Source organism: Gilliamella sp. Pra-s52, assembly GCF_009795805.1.
In the GTDB taxonomy this organism is placed as follows: domain Bacteria; phylum Pseudomonadota; class Gammaproteobacteria; order Enterobacterales; family Orbaceae; genus Gilliamella.
In genome coordinates this window covers 261,775-278,279 of the sequence record NZ_WTEY01000001.1, presented here as the reverse complement: position 1 = coordinate 278,279, position 16,505 = coordinate 261,775, and the positions used below count along the sequence as shown (strand labels likewise).

The following is a 16,505-nucleotide window of genomic DNA, read 5'->3' as shown; positions in this document are numbered from 1 at the left end:
TTATTTGTTCATCCCTTTAACTTGATTTGGGATGATAGTGCTTTTTACTCGCCTATTTTTACCCGGTTGCGCAAGTATTTGCTGCTTTTTAACATCATAAGTAATCAGATCACTAACAATATGATTATCTTGCTGAAATAACTCAGCATGTCCTTGTAAAACAACATTATTTTGTTTTACATCGTAAATCACTTGAGCAGAATGACCTGTTACAATTTTATTTTTTTCTGGAAAAATTTGCTTATAGTTTACAGGATTACCATAAGCTGTAATTTTCTGTTTTTCCGTATCCTGCATGTCGGTAATAACAACTTTATCAGCATTTATGGTTAACCCGTCTTGAACAATAATAACATTACCAATAAATGTAATTGTATTATTTTCAATATCAATTTGTTGGTTATTTGCATCAATCGTAATAGGCTTATTATCAGCAAATATTTTATGTTCTTCTTTAGTGTCTGTCGATTGCTTAGAAGGCTCATTCGCAAAACTACTCAAAGAGATAGGTAATAATAAAATTAATGAAAAAACAATTTGTTTTAACGAACCCATGTTTTATTTTGCCTCAGTATTATAATATGTTTTTACATTTTCAAGTATATCAGCCGTTTTGGTATGCAAATCACTGGCTAACCCAATGCCTGTTGAATAAAACCCTACCCCGTTAATAATGACAGGATCTTTTGATGTAACTAGATGTGAAGTTAAATCTATCACTGCATTATCTGTTTTTACTTGTTTTAATTGAGCGTCTTGCGTCAAATTATCTAACTGAACATCCTGATAAAGATAAAGATATTTATCATTCGTTAGCGTCGCTTTTTTTGCTTTAATATGCCATGTAGCTAAATGTTCTTGATCATAAAATGTAAAATTGGGTAAATCAAATTCAGTATTGCCTGAATCATCAAAATGCCTAACATGACTAGAATAAATTTTATAAATAAGTTCACCTGATAAGTCATAAATATCGGTTAACATATCATCACTTTGATAAATCGGCTTATCTAATGTATTTTGAGTAGATAGGTTTGCAGGCTCATCTCCCTTTTGATAATTAAAATAAGCACCGATAACAATAATAAGAAGTAAAAGACAAATCAGATTTTTTTTATTCATAACATATGTTAATCACATTAATAAGAATGTTATTATTTATAACGTTCAAGATTTTATGTATTTTACTTTATTTTTTGTCAAATTAATATCGAACATTAAAAGAAGTTAAATCGTTTTGTGGCGATAATTCACAAATATTGACATGTGAAATTCTCGACGAAACAGGACCACCATTTTCGATCCATTGTGTTAACTTCGCTATTTGTAAACTATCACCTTGTGCAATAATTTCAACATTACCATTATCTAAATTTCGAACATAGCCGACTAAACCAAGCTTTTGGGCTTGTTGATAAGTAAAAAATCGAAATCCAACACCTTGAACAAGGCCACTAACATCTATTTTAATTTTTTTAATCACTTTATAATTCCCATTTTTGTTTCAAATTGTAAGCTTAATTTTACATATATGAATAATAATGTTTTTATTATTGATTAAATTCTATTTTTTAATAAAAATAAACAATTATAATTAATAATATATAATTAAAGTAATGGAAATAAACATGTTGTTGAAATATAAAAAAGTTTTTTTTGGAATTTGGCTATTATCAGTATTAAGCTACTATACACTTAATTCATGTACTTTTGCCAATATTGAAATTAATGAACAAAAAATTGGAAATGTCATCGATGAATTTAATGGGGTGAAAGTATATTATAACGGTAGTATTTATAATGTAAGTGGAAGAAATATTGCTAAAGATGGCTATAACTTAGGTCTGAAATATCAATGTGTTGAATTTATAAAACGTTATTATTATCAACGATTCAATCACAAAATGCCTAATAGTTATGGACATGCAAAAGATTTCTTCGATCCGTTAGTTGCTGATGGAAAAATTAATCGACAACGCAATTTATTACAATTCCACAATGGTTCCCCAACAAAACCAAAAGTTGAAGATATCATTGTTCTTAACTGGACAAGTTATGGACATGTTGCCATTGTAAGTAACGTGACTGATAACGAAATTGAAATTGTGCAACAAAATTCGGGACCAAATGCAAACAGTAGAGCAACGTTTCCTTTAATTTTTAAAGATGGAAAATGGACAATAGAAGGTTTTGGCGTTTTAGGTTATTTACGCAAAATATCCTAAAATAGCGAATAAAAATTATTGCTTAAAAGTTAATAGATCTGTTGTGTAGACTTAAAAAGTCTACACAATAACTAATCATTGTAAATAAGACTAATCAACAAACCATTCTCTTTTTTGGTGAGCAACAATTTGTATTGTTTTTAAAATCGTAGATAAATGTTCGTGCTGGGCAATTACGGCTAGTTCTGGGTCATGATTTTTTAAAGCTACTAAAATTTTCTCATGTTGTTTAACAAGATCTTCTGGGGGAGAAATTGCTTCTAATGAAAGAAATCTTACTCGATCCATCATGGCTTTAATATTTTCAACTGTTTCCCATGCCATTTGGCAGTCTATTACGTTCATTAAAATTTGGTGGAATTCATCATCTTTTTCTAGAAAAGATTGAATATTTTTATGTTTATTGGCCTCTTTTTGTTCATCAATGTTTTTTTGCAGTAATAAAATATCTGAGTCATTAATTTTTAATGCGGTTTGTCTAATAATTGCACACTCAACAGCATCTCGAATAAATTGCCCATCCATCACTTTTTTTACCGAAATTTTAGTGACAAATGTTCCTCGTTGGGGAAGAATTTGTACAAGTCCTGCTTCGGCTAACTTAATAAATGCTTCTCTGACCGGTTGCCTTGAAACATTAAATTGGCTAGAAATTTCTTTTTCTGAAAGTAAAACACCAGGCAATACCTGACAAGTAATAATAGCTTTTCTTAATTTACGGTAAATTTGTTGATTAACGGGTTCTGAAATATTTAAGTCGGCAGATTTAAACATATATCATCTTAGGTAAAAATTAAATTATGAAGAATAGTAGGGGATTTTTAAATATAAGAAAAGTTTTTTTGATAAATGGCTATCAATATAAAAAAGATTGTTTGGGCTAAATTGAGGTACAAGTGAAAAGTGTAACGCCATTGCAGACAATTACACTTTGCTTTTATTAATTATGTTAGTTTTATTAGTAATGCTTTAAAAAATTTTTTCTAACCGTTTTACTGACTGTTTAGCACCAATATCCCGCAAAGATAAATAAGCTTTAGTCACCTGCTCAACAAAATATTGATTGTTAGGTAGATCATCGCCAAATACATGTGATAATGACAATAACGATTTTACTCGTTCTTGATTATCTTGGCTATTTGCTACTAGCTCTTTTAACTTATGAGCAATTGGATCACTTATTTCAATCACCTTACCTGCATCATCTGTGCCGCTTACATACCGCATCCAAGCTGCAATACCTAAAGCTAAGCAATCAAATGGTGTATTATTTGCTAAATGAAAACGGACTGAATCAAGCATACGCTGAGGTAACTTTAAAGTGCCATCCATGGCTATTTGCCAAGTACGATGTTTTAAACCTGTATTACGGTAACGATCAAGCAACGAATCGGCATAAGCCTGTAAATCAACACCTTTTACTCGTAGTGTGCTTGCCTGTTCATTTATCATCAAATGCCTTGCAGCTTTAACATAAAAAAGATCTTGCATACATTCGTCTATATGTAAATATCCTGCTAAATAGCCTAAATAAGCTAGAAATGAGTGACTACCATTTAACATCCGTAATTTCATTTCTTCATAAGGCAAAACATCACTAACTAGTTCAGCGCCAGCTTTTTGCCAATCAGGTCGACCAGCAACAAAATTGTCTTCGATCACCCATTGCTTAAAAGGTTCGCCTGCAACACCAGCAGGATCTTCTATACCTCCGAGTTGGTTTTGTATTTTTACCATAGTTTCAGGAGTTACTGCTGGCACTATTCGATCAACCATTGTCGAAGGAAACGTTACATTTTGTTCTATCCAATTAGCCAAATTTGGATCACGCTGTTTTGCTAAAGCCAAAACAACATTCCGCGTTACATGACCATTTTCTGGCATATTATCACAAGACATAACAGTAAAAGGTTTTAACCCTTTTTCTTTACGTAAGTATAATGCTTCAACAATTACCCCAGGAACAGTTTTTGGTTTAGTTGGGTTTTCAATATCGTGTTTAATTAGCGTATTATTAGTATCAATTGATGCCGTTGCTGGTAAATAGCAATAACCTTTTTCGGTAACGGTTATTGACACAATGGCAATTTCAGGGCACGTCATAACTTCTAATATTTTGGCAATACCGTCTATATCGGCATGTAATGCCTCTTTAGCGACACCAACAACTCGAGTTGACCAATTGTCATAAGCCATTTCACAAACACTAAATAAGCAATCTTGCTGTTTTAAATCTTCAATTTGCTTTTCACCACCGATTAAATTGACTTCACAATATCCCCAATCACTACCATATTTAGCCGCTAAAATATCGGTAAAAACCGCTTGATGGGCTCGATGAAATGCACCAAAACCAAGATGGGCAATTTTAGTTTTAAGCTTATTTCTATCATAGTTTGGTACAACTACCTCTTTAGGTAGTTGTGATATAGCTTTTGTTGATAGTTTCATTATTTTTCCTTAAAAACCTTAAATCATAATGCGGCATCATTTAAATCAGATAAACCACGATCTTTAACTTCAGGCATAAAAATCGCTGATATCAAGCCAATAAAAGAATACACAATAATCATAACAACAATTGGCCACCAATCGTTGACAATATTACAGAAAATTCCAGCTAACAAAGGACCAAATCCTACAGCAATAAGACCTCCAGCTTCTTTAGATATCGCCATTTGAGTGAAGCGATTACGAGCACCAAACATTTCAGCCATAGTAATATTTTCTAGTGCAAATAACCCTAGTACTGCAATGTTATGAATAATAATCAAGCATAACATTATAGTGTTAACAGAACGACTTTTATCAACAACAATAGATAACATTGGATAAGCAAGAATAATTGCAGAAACTGTCAAAATAATATATGGAATTCGTCGCCCAATTTTGTCAGATAACCATCCTAAGAAAGGAATAGTAACAAATCCTACAATTGAACTAATCATTAAAGCATCTGTCGGTATACTTTTTTCGAATAATAAAGCCTGCACTAAGTAACCTGCTAAAAAAGTTTGAATTAGCCCTGAATTTCCTGCTTGTCCGAAGCGTAAACCAGTTGCTAACCAAAATGACTTACTTTTTATCATTTCAATTAATGAAATGTGTTTGATTGGTTGTTTATCATTGATTGATTGGGTATTTACATCATTAACACCATCAAATACAGGGCTTTCTTTTAAGTTCATTCTGAGCCATATAGCAAAGATCATAACAATCGCGCTAGCAAGAAAAGGTATTCTCCATCCCCATGCAATTAGCTGTTCCTTATCTAATAAAAAAAACATAACTGCCCAAATTGCAGTAGCACTTAATGTGCCACAATTAGTACCCATTGCAACTAATGAAGAAATAATACCTCTTTTCCCTATAGGTGCATATTCTGCAAGCATGGTACCCGCTCCAGAAATTTCAGCACCAGCTCCCAAACCTTGGACTATACGTAAGAGAACCAACATTAAAGGAGCTAAAATACCTACTTGAGCATAAGTTGGCAATATACCGATAAGTGTTGTACAAATTCCCATCATAGTAATTGTTATAAATAATACTTTTTTTCTACCTATGGCATCGCCCATTCTTCCAAAGATAAAAGCGCCAACAATGCGGGCAATGTATCCTGCACCATAGGTTCCCATAGCTAAGATTAGAGCCATAATTGCCGATTGTTCAGGGAAAAATATTTCACGAAATACTAGTGCTGCCCCTAAAGAATATAACTGAAAATCCATAAATTCTAATGCTGTTCCAAGCCATCCTGAAACAGCTGCTTTAACTAAGTCTGAAGAATTTCTTTCACATTTAATATTTCCTATGTTATTCATATATTACTCGCCTTATAATTTTATATATAAAAAGATCATCAATAAAACTGTGTTTAAAAAATCCTAAATAATAGTTAGTAACACCTTACAACACTGTTTTTGATCTTTTTCAAAAGTTTCTATCGCTTGAATGACTTGTATATAATCAAATTTATGTGTGATTAACTTTTGCGGATCAATTAATTTTTTCTTAAGCCAATCAATTACAACTGGAAATTTATTTGCATTTAATCGCGATGAAAAAATAGATAATTCTTTGCTAGTAATACCTTGTTGAGTTATTTGACAAGATTCATTTGAAAAGCCCATTATCAAAATTCTTGCTGCTGGCGATGCAATCGTTATTGCTTCTTGTAAAATGGATGGATGACAAGCTGCATCTATAATAACTGTTGGTTTAATATTAAGTTTATCTAGCTCATCTTTTAAAGATAAAGAGGTGTTGTTTATTACTCTGTCAGCACCATTATTTTTTGCCATATTTAAGCGTTCTTCAATCCGGTCAACAACAATGACTTCTTTAACATTATAAACGCCTTTTAATGCTTGTACTGACGTTAATCCCATTGGACCCGCACCATAAATTAATGCAATATCATTCTCAGTTGGTTTTAAATGATTGGTTGCATTTGCTGCAATAGTAAATGGCTCAATCATCACTGCAAACTCATCACTAATTTCATCTGGAATAACATAAGCATTTTTACTTGGAACTATCACGTACTGGCTAAATCCTCCATCTCTATGGACACCTAATACAATAAGAGATGTACAAACATTAGGACGTCCCACTAAACAAGGATAACAATGTCCACAACTAATTACAGGATCAACAGAAACACGCTCGCCGATTCTTGATTGCTCAACATCTTCACCTACTGCATCAATCACACCAAAAAATTCATGACCAATTACTCTTGGATATTTAGCAAAAGGATTATGACCTCGATAAATATGACTATCTGACCCACAAATACCTGCTAATTTTACTTTTACTCTAACTTCTCCTGATTTAGGTTGAGGAACTTCACGTTCCTCGATTACTAACTCATTGGGTTGTTTGATTACAATACTTTTCATATAAACTCCTTTAAATTACCAATTCCACAATGTGCCATCTTCAAGACGAGCAATCGGTAAATATGCTGGATTGTATGGGTATTTTTCAGCTAGTTTTTCGTCAAAATCGATACCTAACCCTGGTTTGTCACTTGGATGCATGTAACCATCGTTAAAAGTCCAATTCGGAGAAAAAACTTCCAACATTTGCTGTGAATACCCCATAAATTCTTGCACACCAAAATTAGGCACCCACATATCAAAATGTAGTGCAGCTGCATGGCAGATTGGGGATAAATCAGATGGTCCGTGGGAACCTGTTCTCACTTGATAAAGAGCAGCAAAATCTGCAATACGACGCATATGGGTAATACCACCTGCATGGGTAATGGTGGTTCGAATATAATCAATTAATTGTTCTTGGATCAGTTGTTTACAATCCCAAATACTATTGAATACTTCACCGACAGCAATTGGTGTTACAGTATGTTGACGAATTAAACGGAAACATTCTTGGTTTTCAGCAGGAGTTGGATCTTCCATCCAAAATAGTCGATAATCTTCAATACTTTTCCCAAAACGAGCCGCTTCTATTGGTGTTAAACGGTGATGCATGTCATGTAGCAAATGTTCATTAAAACCAAATTTATTCCGCACTGCTTCAAACAATTTAGGCATAAAATCAAGATACTTCTCTGTTGCCCAAAATTGCTCTTCAGGATAATTTCCCCGTATTGCGGGTTCATAAGCAAGATTTTTCCCTTTACTTTGACCATAAGTCGTTTTCATACCGGGAATACCGCATTGCACACGAATAGCTTTAAAACCCATTTCTTTATGTTTAGCGTAATCATCAAGTGCTTCATCAATACTGGCACCAGTTGTGTGGCAATACACCATTACGCCTGTTCGTGATGCACCTCCGAGTAGTTGATATAATGGCATGTTTGCTAACTTACCTTTAATATCCCAAAGTGCCATATCAATTGCCGAAATTGCAGACATGGTAACAGGACCGCGGCGCCAATAAGCTCCTTTATAAAAATACTGGAAGATATCTTCGATTTGTTGCGGATCGCGACCAATTAGCTGTGGGCAAAGGTGATCTTTTAGATAAGAAGCAACCGATAATTCACGCCCATTCAGTGTTGCATCTCCTAAACCGTATACTCCTTCATCGGTAGTAATTTTTAATGTGACAAAGTTTCTTCCTGGACTACATACAAAAACTTCTGCTTTTACAATTTTCATTCAATACCTCTTTTGTGGAATTTGGTGTTATCAAAATAACAACACAAATACTACCATACAAGAATGGTTGTATGCTTATGTGAAATCTGTCACAAAAAAAGAGGCTTTTTATCAAAAAATTCAAGAAAAATTTGTGTCTTAGTATAAACAAAGAAATAAAAGATCATAAACTAGCAATAATATCTTCTTTTAATTGCATTGACGGTATAATACATTCTGTTATGGCTGGAATTTGACTGTTACAAGTGCCAGTATTTTAAAAACAATACTCTATGTAATTAACGGACTGTATTTTGATATTATTAATAGATAATTATGATTCTTTTACATTCAATATTAACGATTATTTGTGCCAAGTTGGTGCAAAAGTGAAAGTAATAAAAAATGATGAAATGACAATTGAACAAATAAAAAAGCTCGAATTTTCTAAGATTATCATCTCACCTGGTCCTAGCTCTCCAATCAATGCTGGAATATCACTTGCTACAATTGCCGAATTTAGTCGTGTTTGCCCAATATTAGGAGTTTGTTTAGGCCATCAAGCGATTGCTCAATCTTATGGTTATAAAATCATCAAAGCACCAACACCTATGCATGGAAAAGTCGATGAAATAACCCATGATGGTCAAGGAATTTTTAAAGGAATCAAAAGTCCGCTTTCGGTAGTTCGTTATCATTCATTAATTGCTTGTGATAAGCTTTTACCAAAAGACTCTCAACTGATTGTAACAGCTAGAAACAATCAAGGATTGATTATGGGATTACGTCATAAAATGCTACCTATAGAGTCAGTTCAATTTCACCCTGAAGCAATTAAAACCGAATTTGGTTTACAAATGATTGATAATTTTGTCCATGAGTAATACTAAAATGAAAATTCATATCGACTTTGAAGGTCAACACAAATGTTTTTGCAATCCAATAAAAGTTTTTGCTACAAATGACTATTCTTCAATTAAACAACAATTGGATGAAATAGAAAAATTCACACAACAAGGCTATTATGCAGTCGGATATCTGGCTTATGAAAGTGCAATGGGCTTCAATAGTGAACATAAAACAAAACAAAATCATGAGTTGCCACTATTGTTATTTGGTATTTTTGATAAATTTTCTATTGTTGAACAAAAACAGATAGAAATAAGTGATTATATACCACCAAGTTTTGCTTTGATAAGCGATACATCAATTGAGGAATATAATAAAAAGATTGATTTTATTCGATCACAAATCGAACTCGGCAATACTTATCAAACTAATTATACTATTCAATTTACCGCTCCATTTAATGAAAATGCTATTGATTATTACTATTTTCTACAAAAAAATAATCAAGCTGATTATTGCGCCTACATTGAGTTTGACGATTATTATATTTTATCGATTTCACCAGAATTATTTTTTAAATTAGATAATAAAATCATTACCACAAAACCAATGAAAGGGACCACTGCTCGGGGCTTAACTAATCAACAAGATAAGCAACAATTAAAATTTTTATTTTCTGAAAAAAACCAAGCTGAAAACATGATGATTGTTGATTTATTACGTAATGACTTAAGTCGAATTTCGAAACCAGGATCAGTGACTGTACCCAAACTATTTTCAGCCGAAAAATATCCCACCGTTTGGCAATTAACGTCAACAATTCAGGGAGAATTAAATGAAGATCTTAATTTATTTAAAATTTTTCAAGCTCTTTTTCCTTGTGGTTCAATCACTGGTGCGCCTAAAACAAGTACCATGCAAATTATTGCAGATACTGAAAATTCACCACGTGGTGTTTACTGTGGAACAATTGGTTATATTGGACCATATATGAATAAAGCTGTATTTAATATCCCAATTCGCACATTAACCATACATAATCAAAAAATGCGTTATGGTGTTGGTGGGGGAATCACTTGGGACTCAACATCAAAAGATGAATATAACGAAATCTTAGCTAAAACAGCAATTTTAAGTCGCACTACTTCTTCACCAAAATATATTATTGAATCGCTATTGCTAGAAAAAGGACAATTTTTATTATTGAATGAACATTTAAGTCGGCTTGCACAATCAGCTGATTATTTTGATTTTAAATGTGATATTAATGCGATTAAGTTACAACTTATTAAGTTAGCAAATACAACCACTCAAAATATTGTAAATACCTACAAAGTCAGAGTGTTACTGCAAAAAAATGGGTTATATACCATTAGCGAGAATATAATTAACACATCAATAAAAATTAATGAAATTCGATTAGCAACAAAGTGTGTTCATAATCAAAATATCTATTTGTATCATAAAACATCAAATCGTAAGCACTTTCCTGATTTAACTACTGGAAAAGAATATATTAATTTTAATCAATACAATGAAATAACTGAATTTGTTAATGGTAATCTTGCACTACTAATTGACGATCAATGGATTACACCTAAAAAAGAGTGTGGATTACTTGCAGGCACCATGCGGCAATTTTATTTAGATCATAATCAATTGTTAGAAAAAACGATTTTAAAAGACGATCTTATCAATGCTGATAAAATTGCATTTATCAATAGTGTTCGCAAATGGATAACGATTGATGATGAAGTTTTTAGTCACTTTAAGTTGCAATTAAAATAATTGATTTAAAATACTCCGTCAAAACTCTGACAGAGTATGATTATAACACTAATGTTTTATTGAACCAGCAAAGTCCAGTTCTTCATCTTGCCAACCTTTTGATAGTGCTTTAACTAAAGCACTATATCCATTGGATTCTAAAGGAACATAGCGCTCAAATGGTTTTGTTTCAATATTATTTTTACAGTCAGTGATCACCCATCGTCCTTTGATGACCGCATCGCCAGTATAACTGCCATGAAAACCATCAATAAATAATTTTACTGTTAGTGTAGGTGCTGTAATTGACTGGCTCGATACTAAATAATTAGGCAACAAAACAGTTAAATCTTGCGATAGCCTCTCTTGAAGTTGCTGAGATAGTGTTGAAGCCCATAAATGCTGGGTTGCCGTTTCATATTTAATATTGTCTGTTTGTAATACTATACCCGGCTTACTTAAAAAACTCGCAACATCGACTGATTCAATCCAAATAAAACGATTAGTCGTTTTTATTTTTTGCGATACAAGGGGTGGTAAATTACTAGTTAGTTGAAAATAGCTTTTACTTGGAGTGCTAGTTGAGCAACCTACTAATATAGCAAGTAATGGTATAAATACAACTATAAACAATTTTCTATGTATTTTATTCATTATTTTTTACCTTTTGCTTTAGGTTCTTGATCTTCCTTTGAAGAAGCAGAAAAGATCAAAGCATTACTCTTATTATTAAGAGTATTAAGTAATGGAGTTAGTTCATCCATCATTTGTTGAGCTTTTTGCAAACTTTCTTTCATTTGATTGTTTAATTCAGAGCCTGGCTGTAATCCTTTTAATGTTTTATTTAATGAACGTAATGTCTTTTGTAGATCTTTCGGCATATTCTGCATTTCTTTACTAGACATAACCTGATTTAATGAATCCATTAAATGTTGACTTGAAGCAAGCGATTGATTGAGTTGTGATACAGTATTGGTAAGAGGCAAGCTATTAAAATTATCTAATAATTGCATAACCTTGGATTGAATTTGTGCAATTCCTGTTGAAGTCGCCTCAATTGTGTCGTAACCAAACTGTTTTGCCATTTTAAAGTCATATTTATTTTTCAAATCAGGATAAAAATCAAGATCTATATACATTGCACCAGTGAACATGTTTGAGGTTTTTAACGAAGCCCTTAATCCATTTTCTTGCTCTTTCATAATTAATGCCGCAATATCGACTTTTTCATCAACTAATTCAGACAAACGAGCAGGTTCAATCCTAATTAATATTGGTACTTTTTTATTTAAAATCGAAGATTTTTCTAACATCTCGGCTGTATAAAATGGCACTTTAGATACTGTTCCTAGCCTAATACCATGATATTCAACAGGAACGCCTTCTGATAACCCAGATATTGAATCAGAAAGCATAACAAGAAATTCTTTATATTCAGTATATTGAGAATCTTTAATGGATTTTTTATCTTCATATAATTTATAAACTGCGTTTTGTTCTGCAGGTGCACCTAATTTAGACCCCTCAGGCAAATCAAAACTAATCCCCCCTGACATTAAGACATCTAAAGAAGGAACGTCTAAATTTGCTCCTTGAGGAGAAAGAGTTAAATTAACCCCGCCTTCTTTCCAAAAACGAACATTTTGTGTTACTAGTACATCGTAAGGTTTAGTAATAAAAACTTGATATTTCATTTTACGTGCTTCAACATCAAATTCTGAAGTTTCAACATTACCTACACGATAACCATGAAACATGACAGAAGCTCCTCTTGGGATCACACCATTTTGTTCACTTTCTAAATTTAAGCGAATCCCTTTAATACTTGGATCTGACAATGGTGGGGTATCAGAAAGCGTAAAAGGTTTGTTTTGAAAACTGTGCGTATCGTTTCCGGCAACTAATTCTATATAAACGCCTGATAAAATAGTTCCTAATCCAGTCACCCCATCTCGCCCAATCTCAGGCTTAACAACCCAAAAAATTGAATCATTTTTTAATAAAGGTTCCATATCATTATAAATACGCCCTTTTATTACCACTTGCTTGTAATCATCAGATAAAGTAACTTCATCAACGATACCAACATCAACACTACGGTTTTTAATGGTCGTTTTCCCTGCAACGATGCCACTTGCATCTTTTGCAAGCAAAGTGAAAGAGGTTCCCCTATCGGCTAAATAAGAGTAAATTATCCAAAGACCGACAATTGCTGTAACAATGGGAATAATCCATATTGCGGAAATAGCTCTAATTCTGGTTATTTTTGCTAATTTACTTGATGTTACCATATTGTTCCTATTGACCTATTTTTTTATTTTGCGGACGATCCCAAATTAAACGAGGATCAAATTTCTGTGATGCAATCATTGTGATAATAACGACATTTGCAAAAAATGTAACACCAATATCAGGGTAAACCCCCATCATTTGTTGATTTCTAACTAAAGAACAAATAACTGAAACCACAAATATATCTATCATTGACCATTTACCTATGAATTCAACAGCAGTATATAATTTTTTCATTTTTATGCAATTACGCTTATTTTTTTGCTTTACTGCTAGTGCAAAATAACAAAGCCAACTAAGCGAAATAATTTTTAAAATCGGAATCACAACACTTGCAATAAAAATAATAAGCGCAACAGGAACATCACCTGATTGCCACATATAAATAACACCATCAATAATGGTTGAAGTTGATGGTGCACCAAAAACAACAGTTATCATAATACCAAATAAATTAGCGGGAATATAAAGAATTAATGATGTTACCAATAACGCTATAGTCCATTGTATTTTATCTCGATTTCTAATTTTACTTTTTTGTTTACACCGAGGACACTTTTTATAATTTATAGGTAATATAGCCTGACAACAATTGCATAATTTTAAATTTTGACTTATTCCGGTTTTACCTGCTTTTAACGTATTAGAAGAAAAATTATTACGGTGAATTTCGTTCCAAATAATTTCTGGTGAAAAAATAACTAACGACTTGATATAAAAAAAGACAAATAAGCAAAATGCAAAAAACGAGTTAGTAACACCAATGCTGCCATAACTCATTAATTTAACAAAACTGACTAAAATCCCAACAAGAAAGATTTCAGGCATACACCAATGTTGAAACTTTTCATAAACAATAAGTAAATCTCGCTTTCGGTACTTTGTTAATCGTAATTTAGAACAAAGTAAGGTGATAATTGATAAATTTACTATAGGAAAAAGCAAAACAAATAAGATAAAAAGTGCAGAAATATAACCATATTTATCAAAAAAAAGGGTTTTAGGTATATCTAATACACTAACGCCAATAAAATTACCCACAAGACGAATATCAATAAAGATAAAACCGAAAGCAACAACAATCATAATCAACGAACAAACTGCATACATGGCAGATCTAAACTTCATATCATGATTATTTTTGACTAATGTTGTATTACAACGAGGACAAACAGCTTTGTGCCCTATCATTATATCAGATAATTCTACGACCAAATCACAGTGTGAGCATAAAACATAATGTTGCTTATCAATGGCCATTATTTCCCTTTATTCGATATCTTTAATCAACAAAAATATTCAAGTTAGAATAACATTGAAACGCAAAAACTAATAAATTATTTTAAACAGTTAGTCGAAGAATAATAACAACTAATAAGAAACACATCTGGTCAAAGAGCATAATTGAAAAATTAATAAGATAATCTAATAGATTTAATCTTGAATACCAATATTTTATCACCATTTGTTAGTTTCAGTTATTATAAAAACTGAGTTAGTTATAAAAAGCATAAGAAAATTGTAATAACTAACTAAATGATTATCGTATATAAAAAAAACTTGATACTGTATAACGATACAGTATAATATTCTACATCCTCACTCATTGGAATTTTATAATATGAACGAAAACAAACAACGCGCACTTTCAGCTGCATTAAGTCAAATCGAGAAACAATTTGGTAAAGGTTCAATTATGCGTTTGGGAGATACTCAAACGTTAGATGTGGATGCCGTATCTACTGGTTCTTTAGGGTTAGATATTGCATTAGGTATTGGTGGCTTACCAATGGGTCGGATCGTTGAAATTTTTGGGCCAGAATCATCAGGTAAAACAACGCTTACTTTATCAGTAATAGCACAAGCTCAAAAAGAAGGTAAAACTTGCGCATTTATTGATGCTGAACATGCACTTGATCCTATTTATGCTGCTAAATTAGGTGTACAAGTCAATGACTTATTAGTATCACAACCTGACACAGGAGAACAAGCACTTGAAATTTGTGATGCATTAGTTCGCTCTGGCGCCGTTGATGTGATTATTGTTGACTCTGTTGCAGCTTTAACACCAAAAGCTGAAATCGAAGGTGAAATGGGTGATTCTCATATGGGATTACAAGCTCGCTTAATGTCACAAGCTTTACGTAAACTTACTGCAAATATTAAAAATGCCAATTGTTTAGTTGTATTTATCAACCAAATTCGTATGAAAATCGGTGTCATGTTTGGCAATCCAGAAACAACAACCGGTGGTAATGCGCTTAAATTTTATGCCTCTGTTCGTCTTGATATTCGTCGTATTGGTTCAGTCAAAGAAGGTGAAGATATTATTGGTAGTGATACTCGAGTAAAAGTAGTTAAAAACAAAGTTGCAGCACCATTTAGACAAACCGAATTCCAAATTCTCTATGGTTGTGGAATTTCGAAAGAAGGTGAACTAATTGATTTAGGAGTTAAAAACAAATTAGTAGATAAAGCTGGTGCGTGGTATAGCTACAATGGTGAAAAAGTTGGTCAAGGAAAAGCTAATTCAATTAAATTTTTACAAGAACATCCTGAAATTGCTAAAGAGCTTGAAACTAAGCTACGCGATTTACTACTAAATAGCCCTGCTGTTTTTGCAGCAGATGAAGAAGATATTTCATCAGAAGATGAAATTTTGAATAATGAATAAAAACCTTAATAAATCAATTCTAAATAAAGCTGTGCAACTACTTGCACAGCGTGATCACTCTTCGCATGAACTATCTCAAAAAATAACATTTTTTTTTGCTAAAAAACTATCATCTCTAGACGAAGATTATCACGATCAACTAACTAAACTAAAAACTGAAATACAAGATGTTATTGGGTATTGTATCAATCAAAAGTGGATCAATGATGAACAATACATTGAAAAGTATATTGTTATGCGTGCCAATAAAGGTTATGGAAAATATAAAATCGCAATAGAACTTAAACAACGCGGTTTACCAACTGATTTAAGCCATCAACTATTACAAATGTCTGATATCAACTGGGGAAGTATTGCTCATGAACAATTGCTAAAAAAGCTAAAACAAATCAAACCACAAAATAATAATAAAAAACAAAAAGGTATTCAGTTTCTGATCGCAAGAGGTTATACACAAGATGATATTAAAACCGCATACGATTTATTGACTTAAATAATGAGAGTATCTACAATGCAGTATATAAAAGTTAGAAAAATAATTACAAATAAAACTCACTAATTCTTTTTTTATTTTTCCTTATTACT

At 32.3% G+C, this 16,505-nt stretch carries 16 protein-coding genes; 5 read left to right on the top strand and 11 right to left on the bottom strand.

Annotated elements, in window-relative coordinates; all coding sequences use genetic code 11:
• The 3 genes from lptA to yccX all read right to left on the bottom strand — a co-directional run bounded on the left by lptA (position 1) and on the right by yccX (position 1,483).
• Positions 1–555 carry a lipopolysaccharide transport periplasmic protein LptA gene (gene lptA, locus GQ594_RS01300; protein WP_160411114.1) on the bottom strand — a complete coding sequence of 185 codons (555 nt, stop codon included), beginning with the start codon at positions 553–555 and terminating at the stop codon, positions 1–3.
• Between the two features lie 3 nt (positions 556–558).
• Entirely contained in the window at positions 559–1,122 is a 564-nt protein-coding gene (gene lptC / locus GQ594_RS01295) for an LPS export ABC transporter periplasmic protein LptC (RefSeq protein WP_160411113.1), read from the bottom strand.
• Between the two features lie 82 nt (positions 1,123–1,204).
• Positions 1,205–1,483, bottom strand: coding sequence for an acylphosphatase (gene yccX / locus GQ594_RS01290; RefSeq protein ID WP_160411112.1), 279 nt, complete (start codon positions 1,481–1,483; stop codon positions 1,205–1,207).
• A gap of 145 nt (positions 1,484–1,628) precedes the next feature.
• Here yccX and GQ594_RS01285 point away from each other — a divergent pair, with 145 nt between their 5' ends.
• Positions 1,629–2,225 (top strand): CHAP domain-containing protein, encoded by a 597-nt coding sequence (locus GQ594_RS01285; RefSeq protein ID WP_160411111.1) that lies wholly within the window; start codon positions 1,629–1,631, stop codon positions 2,223–2,225.
• A 90-nt stretch (positions 2,226–2,315) separates the two neighbouring features.
• On the opposite strand, the gene GQ594_RS01280 is transcribed toward GQ594_RS01285, so the two are convergent.
• The 5 genes from GQ594_RS01280 to manD all read right to left on the bottom strand — a co-directional run bounded on the left by GQ594_RS01280 (position 2,316) and on the right by manD (position 8,359).
• Positions 2,316–2,999: a GntR family transcriptional regulator gene (locus GQ594_RS01280; RefSeq protein ID WP_160411110.1), complete on the bottom strand. Its 684-nt coding sequence runs from the start codon at positions 2,997–2,999 to the stop codon at positions 2,316–2,318.
• Between the two features lie 195 nt (positions 3,000–3,194).
• The gene (locus tag GQ594_RS01275) at positions 3,195–4,676 is read right to left on the bottom strand and encodes a mannitol dehydrogenase family protein (RefSeq protein ID WP_160411109.1); all 1,482 of its coding nucleotides are present in this window, start codon (positions 4,674–4,676) and stop codon (positions 3,195–3,197) included.
• 23 nt (positions 4,677–4,699) lie between these two features.
• Complete coding sequence (locus GQ594_RS01270) at positions 4,700–6,049, bottom strand: MFS transporter (RefSeq protein ID WP_160411108.1); 1,350 nt, start codon at positions 6,047–6,049, stop codon at positions 4,700–4,702.
• A gap of 63 nt (positions 6,050–6,112) precedes the next feature.
• Positions 6,113–7,129 carry a Zn-dependent oxidoreductase gene (locus GQ594_RS01265; RefSeq protein ID WP_160411107.1) on the bottom strand — a complete coding sequence of 339 codons (1,017 nt, stop codon included), beginning with the start codon at positions 7,127–7,129 and terminating at the stop codon, positions 6,113–6,115.
• Between the two features lie 15 nt (positions 7,130–7,144).
• Positions 7,145–8,359: a D-mannonate dehydratase ManD gene (manD, locus tag GQ594_RS01260; protein WP_160411106.1), complete on the bottom strand. Its 1,215-nt coding sequence runs from the start codon at positions 8,357–8,359 to the stop codon at positions 7,145–7,147.
• Positions 8,360–8,652: 293 nt separating this feature from the next.
• Here manD and GQ594_RS01255 point away from each other — a divergent pair, with 293 nt between their 5' ends.
• A complete protein-coding gene (locus GQ594_RS01255; protein WP_160411105.1) occupies positions 8,653–9,222 on the top strand; it encodes an anthranilate synthase component II in 570 nt (189 codons plus the stop codon).
• 7 nt (positions 9,223–9,229) lie between these two features.
• The gene (pabB, locus tag GQ594_RS01250; RefSeq protein ID WP_160411104.1) at positions 9,230–10,975 is read left to right on the top strand and encodes an aminodeoxychorismate synthase component I; all 1,746 of its coding nucleotides are present in this window, start codon (positions 9,230–9,232) and stop codon (positions 10,973–10,975) included.
• 48 nt (positions 10,976–11,023) lie between these two features.
• Here the strand turns inward: pabB and GQ594_RS01245 are convergent, their stop codons facing one another.
• The 3 genes from GQ594_RS01245 to GQ594_RS01235 are packed head-to-tail and all read right to left on the bottom strand — an operon-like array spanning position 11,024 to position 14,506.
• Positions 11,024–11,608: a PqiC family protein gene (locus GQ594_RS01245; protein ID WP_160411103.1), complete on the bottom strand. Its 585-nt coding sequence runs from the start codon at positions 11,606–11,608 to the stop codon at positions 11,024–11,026.
• The gene (pqiB, locus tag GQ594_RS01240; RefSeq protein WP_160411102.1) at positions 11,608–13,245 is read right to left on the bottom strand and encodes an intermembrane transport protein PqiB; all 1,638 of its coding nucleotides are present in this window, start codon (positions 13,243–13,245) and stop codon (positions 11,608–11,610) included. The genes GQ594_RS01245 and pqiB overlap by 1 nt, the downstream gene beginning before the upstream one ends.
• A gap of 7 nt (positions 13,246–13,252) precedes the next feature.
• Complete coding sequence (locus GQ594_RS01235; protein ID WP_160411101.1) at positions 13,253–14,506, bottom strand: PqiA/YebS family transporter subunit; 1,254 nt, start codon at positions 14,504–14,506, stop codon at positions 13,253–13,255.
• Between the two features lie 361 nt (positions 14,507–14,867).
• Between GQ594_RS01235 and recA the strand changes: the two genes are divergently transcribed.
• On the top strand, positions 14,868–15,920 hold the full coding sequence (recA, locus tag GQ594_RS01230; RefSeq protein WP_160401315.1) for a recombinase RecA: 1,053 nt from the start codon (positions 14,868–14,870) through the stop codon (positions 15,918–15,920).
• On the top strand, positions 15,913–16,413 hold the full coding sequence (locus GQ594_RS01225; RefSeq protein ID WP_160411100.1) for a regulatory protein RecX: 501 nt from the start codon (positions 15,913–15,915) through the stop codon (positions 16,411–16,413). Before recA ends, GQ594_RS01225 begins: the two co-directional genes overlap by 8 nt.
• The last annotated feature ends 92 nt before the right edge of the window (positions 16,414–16,505 follow it).

Coding starts and splice junctions, on each gene's coding strand:
- pqiB (WP_160411102.1), bottom strand. CDS start 13,245: ATGGTAACATCAAGTAAATTAGCAAAAATAACCAGAATTAGAGCTATT.
- GQ594_RS01265 (WP_160411107.1), bottom strand. CDS start 7,129: ATGAAAAGTATTGTAATCAAACAACCCAATGAGTTAGTAATCGAGGAA.
- lptC (WP_160411113.1), bottom strand. CDS start 1,122: ATGAATAAAAAAAATCTGATTTGTCTTTTACTTCTTATTATTGTTATC.
- GQ594_RS01245 (WP_160411103.1), bottom strand. CDS start 11,608: ATGAATAAAATACATAGAAAATTGTTTATAGTTGTATTTATACCATTA.
- manD (WP_160411106.1), bottom strand. CDS start 8,359: ATGAAAATTGTAAAAGCAGAAGTTTTTGTATGTAGTCCAGGAAGAAAC.
- lptA (WP_160411114.1), bottom strand. CDS start 555: ATGGGTTCGTTAAAACAAATTGTTTTTTCATTAATTTTATTATTACCT.
- recA (WP_160401315.1), top strand. CDS start 14,868: ATGAACGAAAACAAACAACGCGCACTTTCAGCTGCATTAAGTCAAATC.
- GQ594_RS01235 (WP_160411101.1), bottom strand. CDS start 14,506: ATGGCCATTGATAAGCAACATTATGTTTTATGCTCACACTGTGATTTG.
- GQ594_RS01280 (WP_160411110.1), bottom strand. CDS start 2,999: ATGTTTAAATCTGCCGACTTAAATATTTCAGAACCCGTTAATCAACAA.
- GQ594_RS01225 (WP_160411100.1), top strand. CDS start 15,913: ATGAATAAAAACCTTAATAAATCAATTCTAAATAAAGCTGTGCAACTA.
- GQ594_RS01285 (WP_160411111.1), top strand. CDS start 1,629: ATGTTGTTGAAATATAAAAAAGTTTTTTTTGGAATTTGGCTATTATCA.
- pabB (WP_160411104.1), top strand. CDS start 9,230: ATGAAAATTCATATCGACTTTGAAGGTCAACACAAATGTTTTTGCAAT.
- GQ594_RS01275 (WP_160411109.1), bottom strand. CDS start 4,676: ATGAAACTATCAACAAAAGCTATATCACAACTACCTAAAGAGGTAGTT.
- GQ594_RS01270 (WP_160411108.1), bottom strand. CDS start 6,049: ATGAATAACATAGGAAATATTAAATGTGAAAGAAATTCTTCAGACTTA.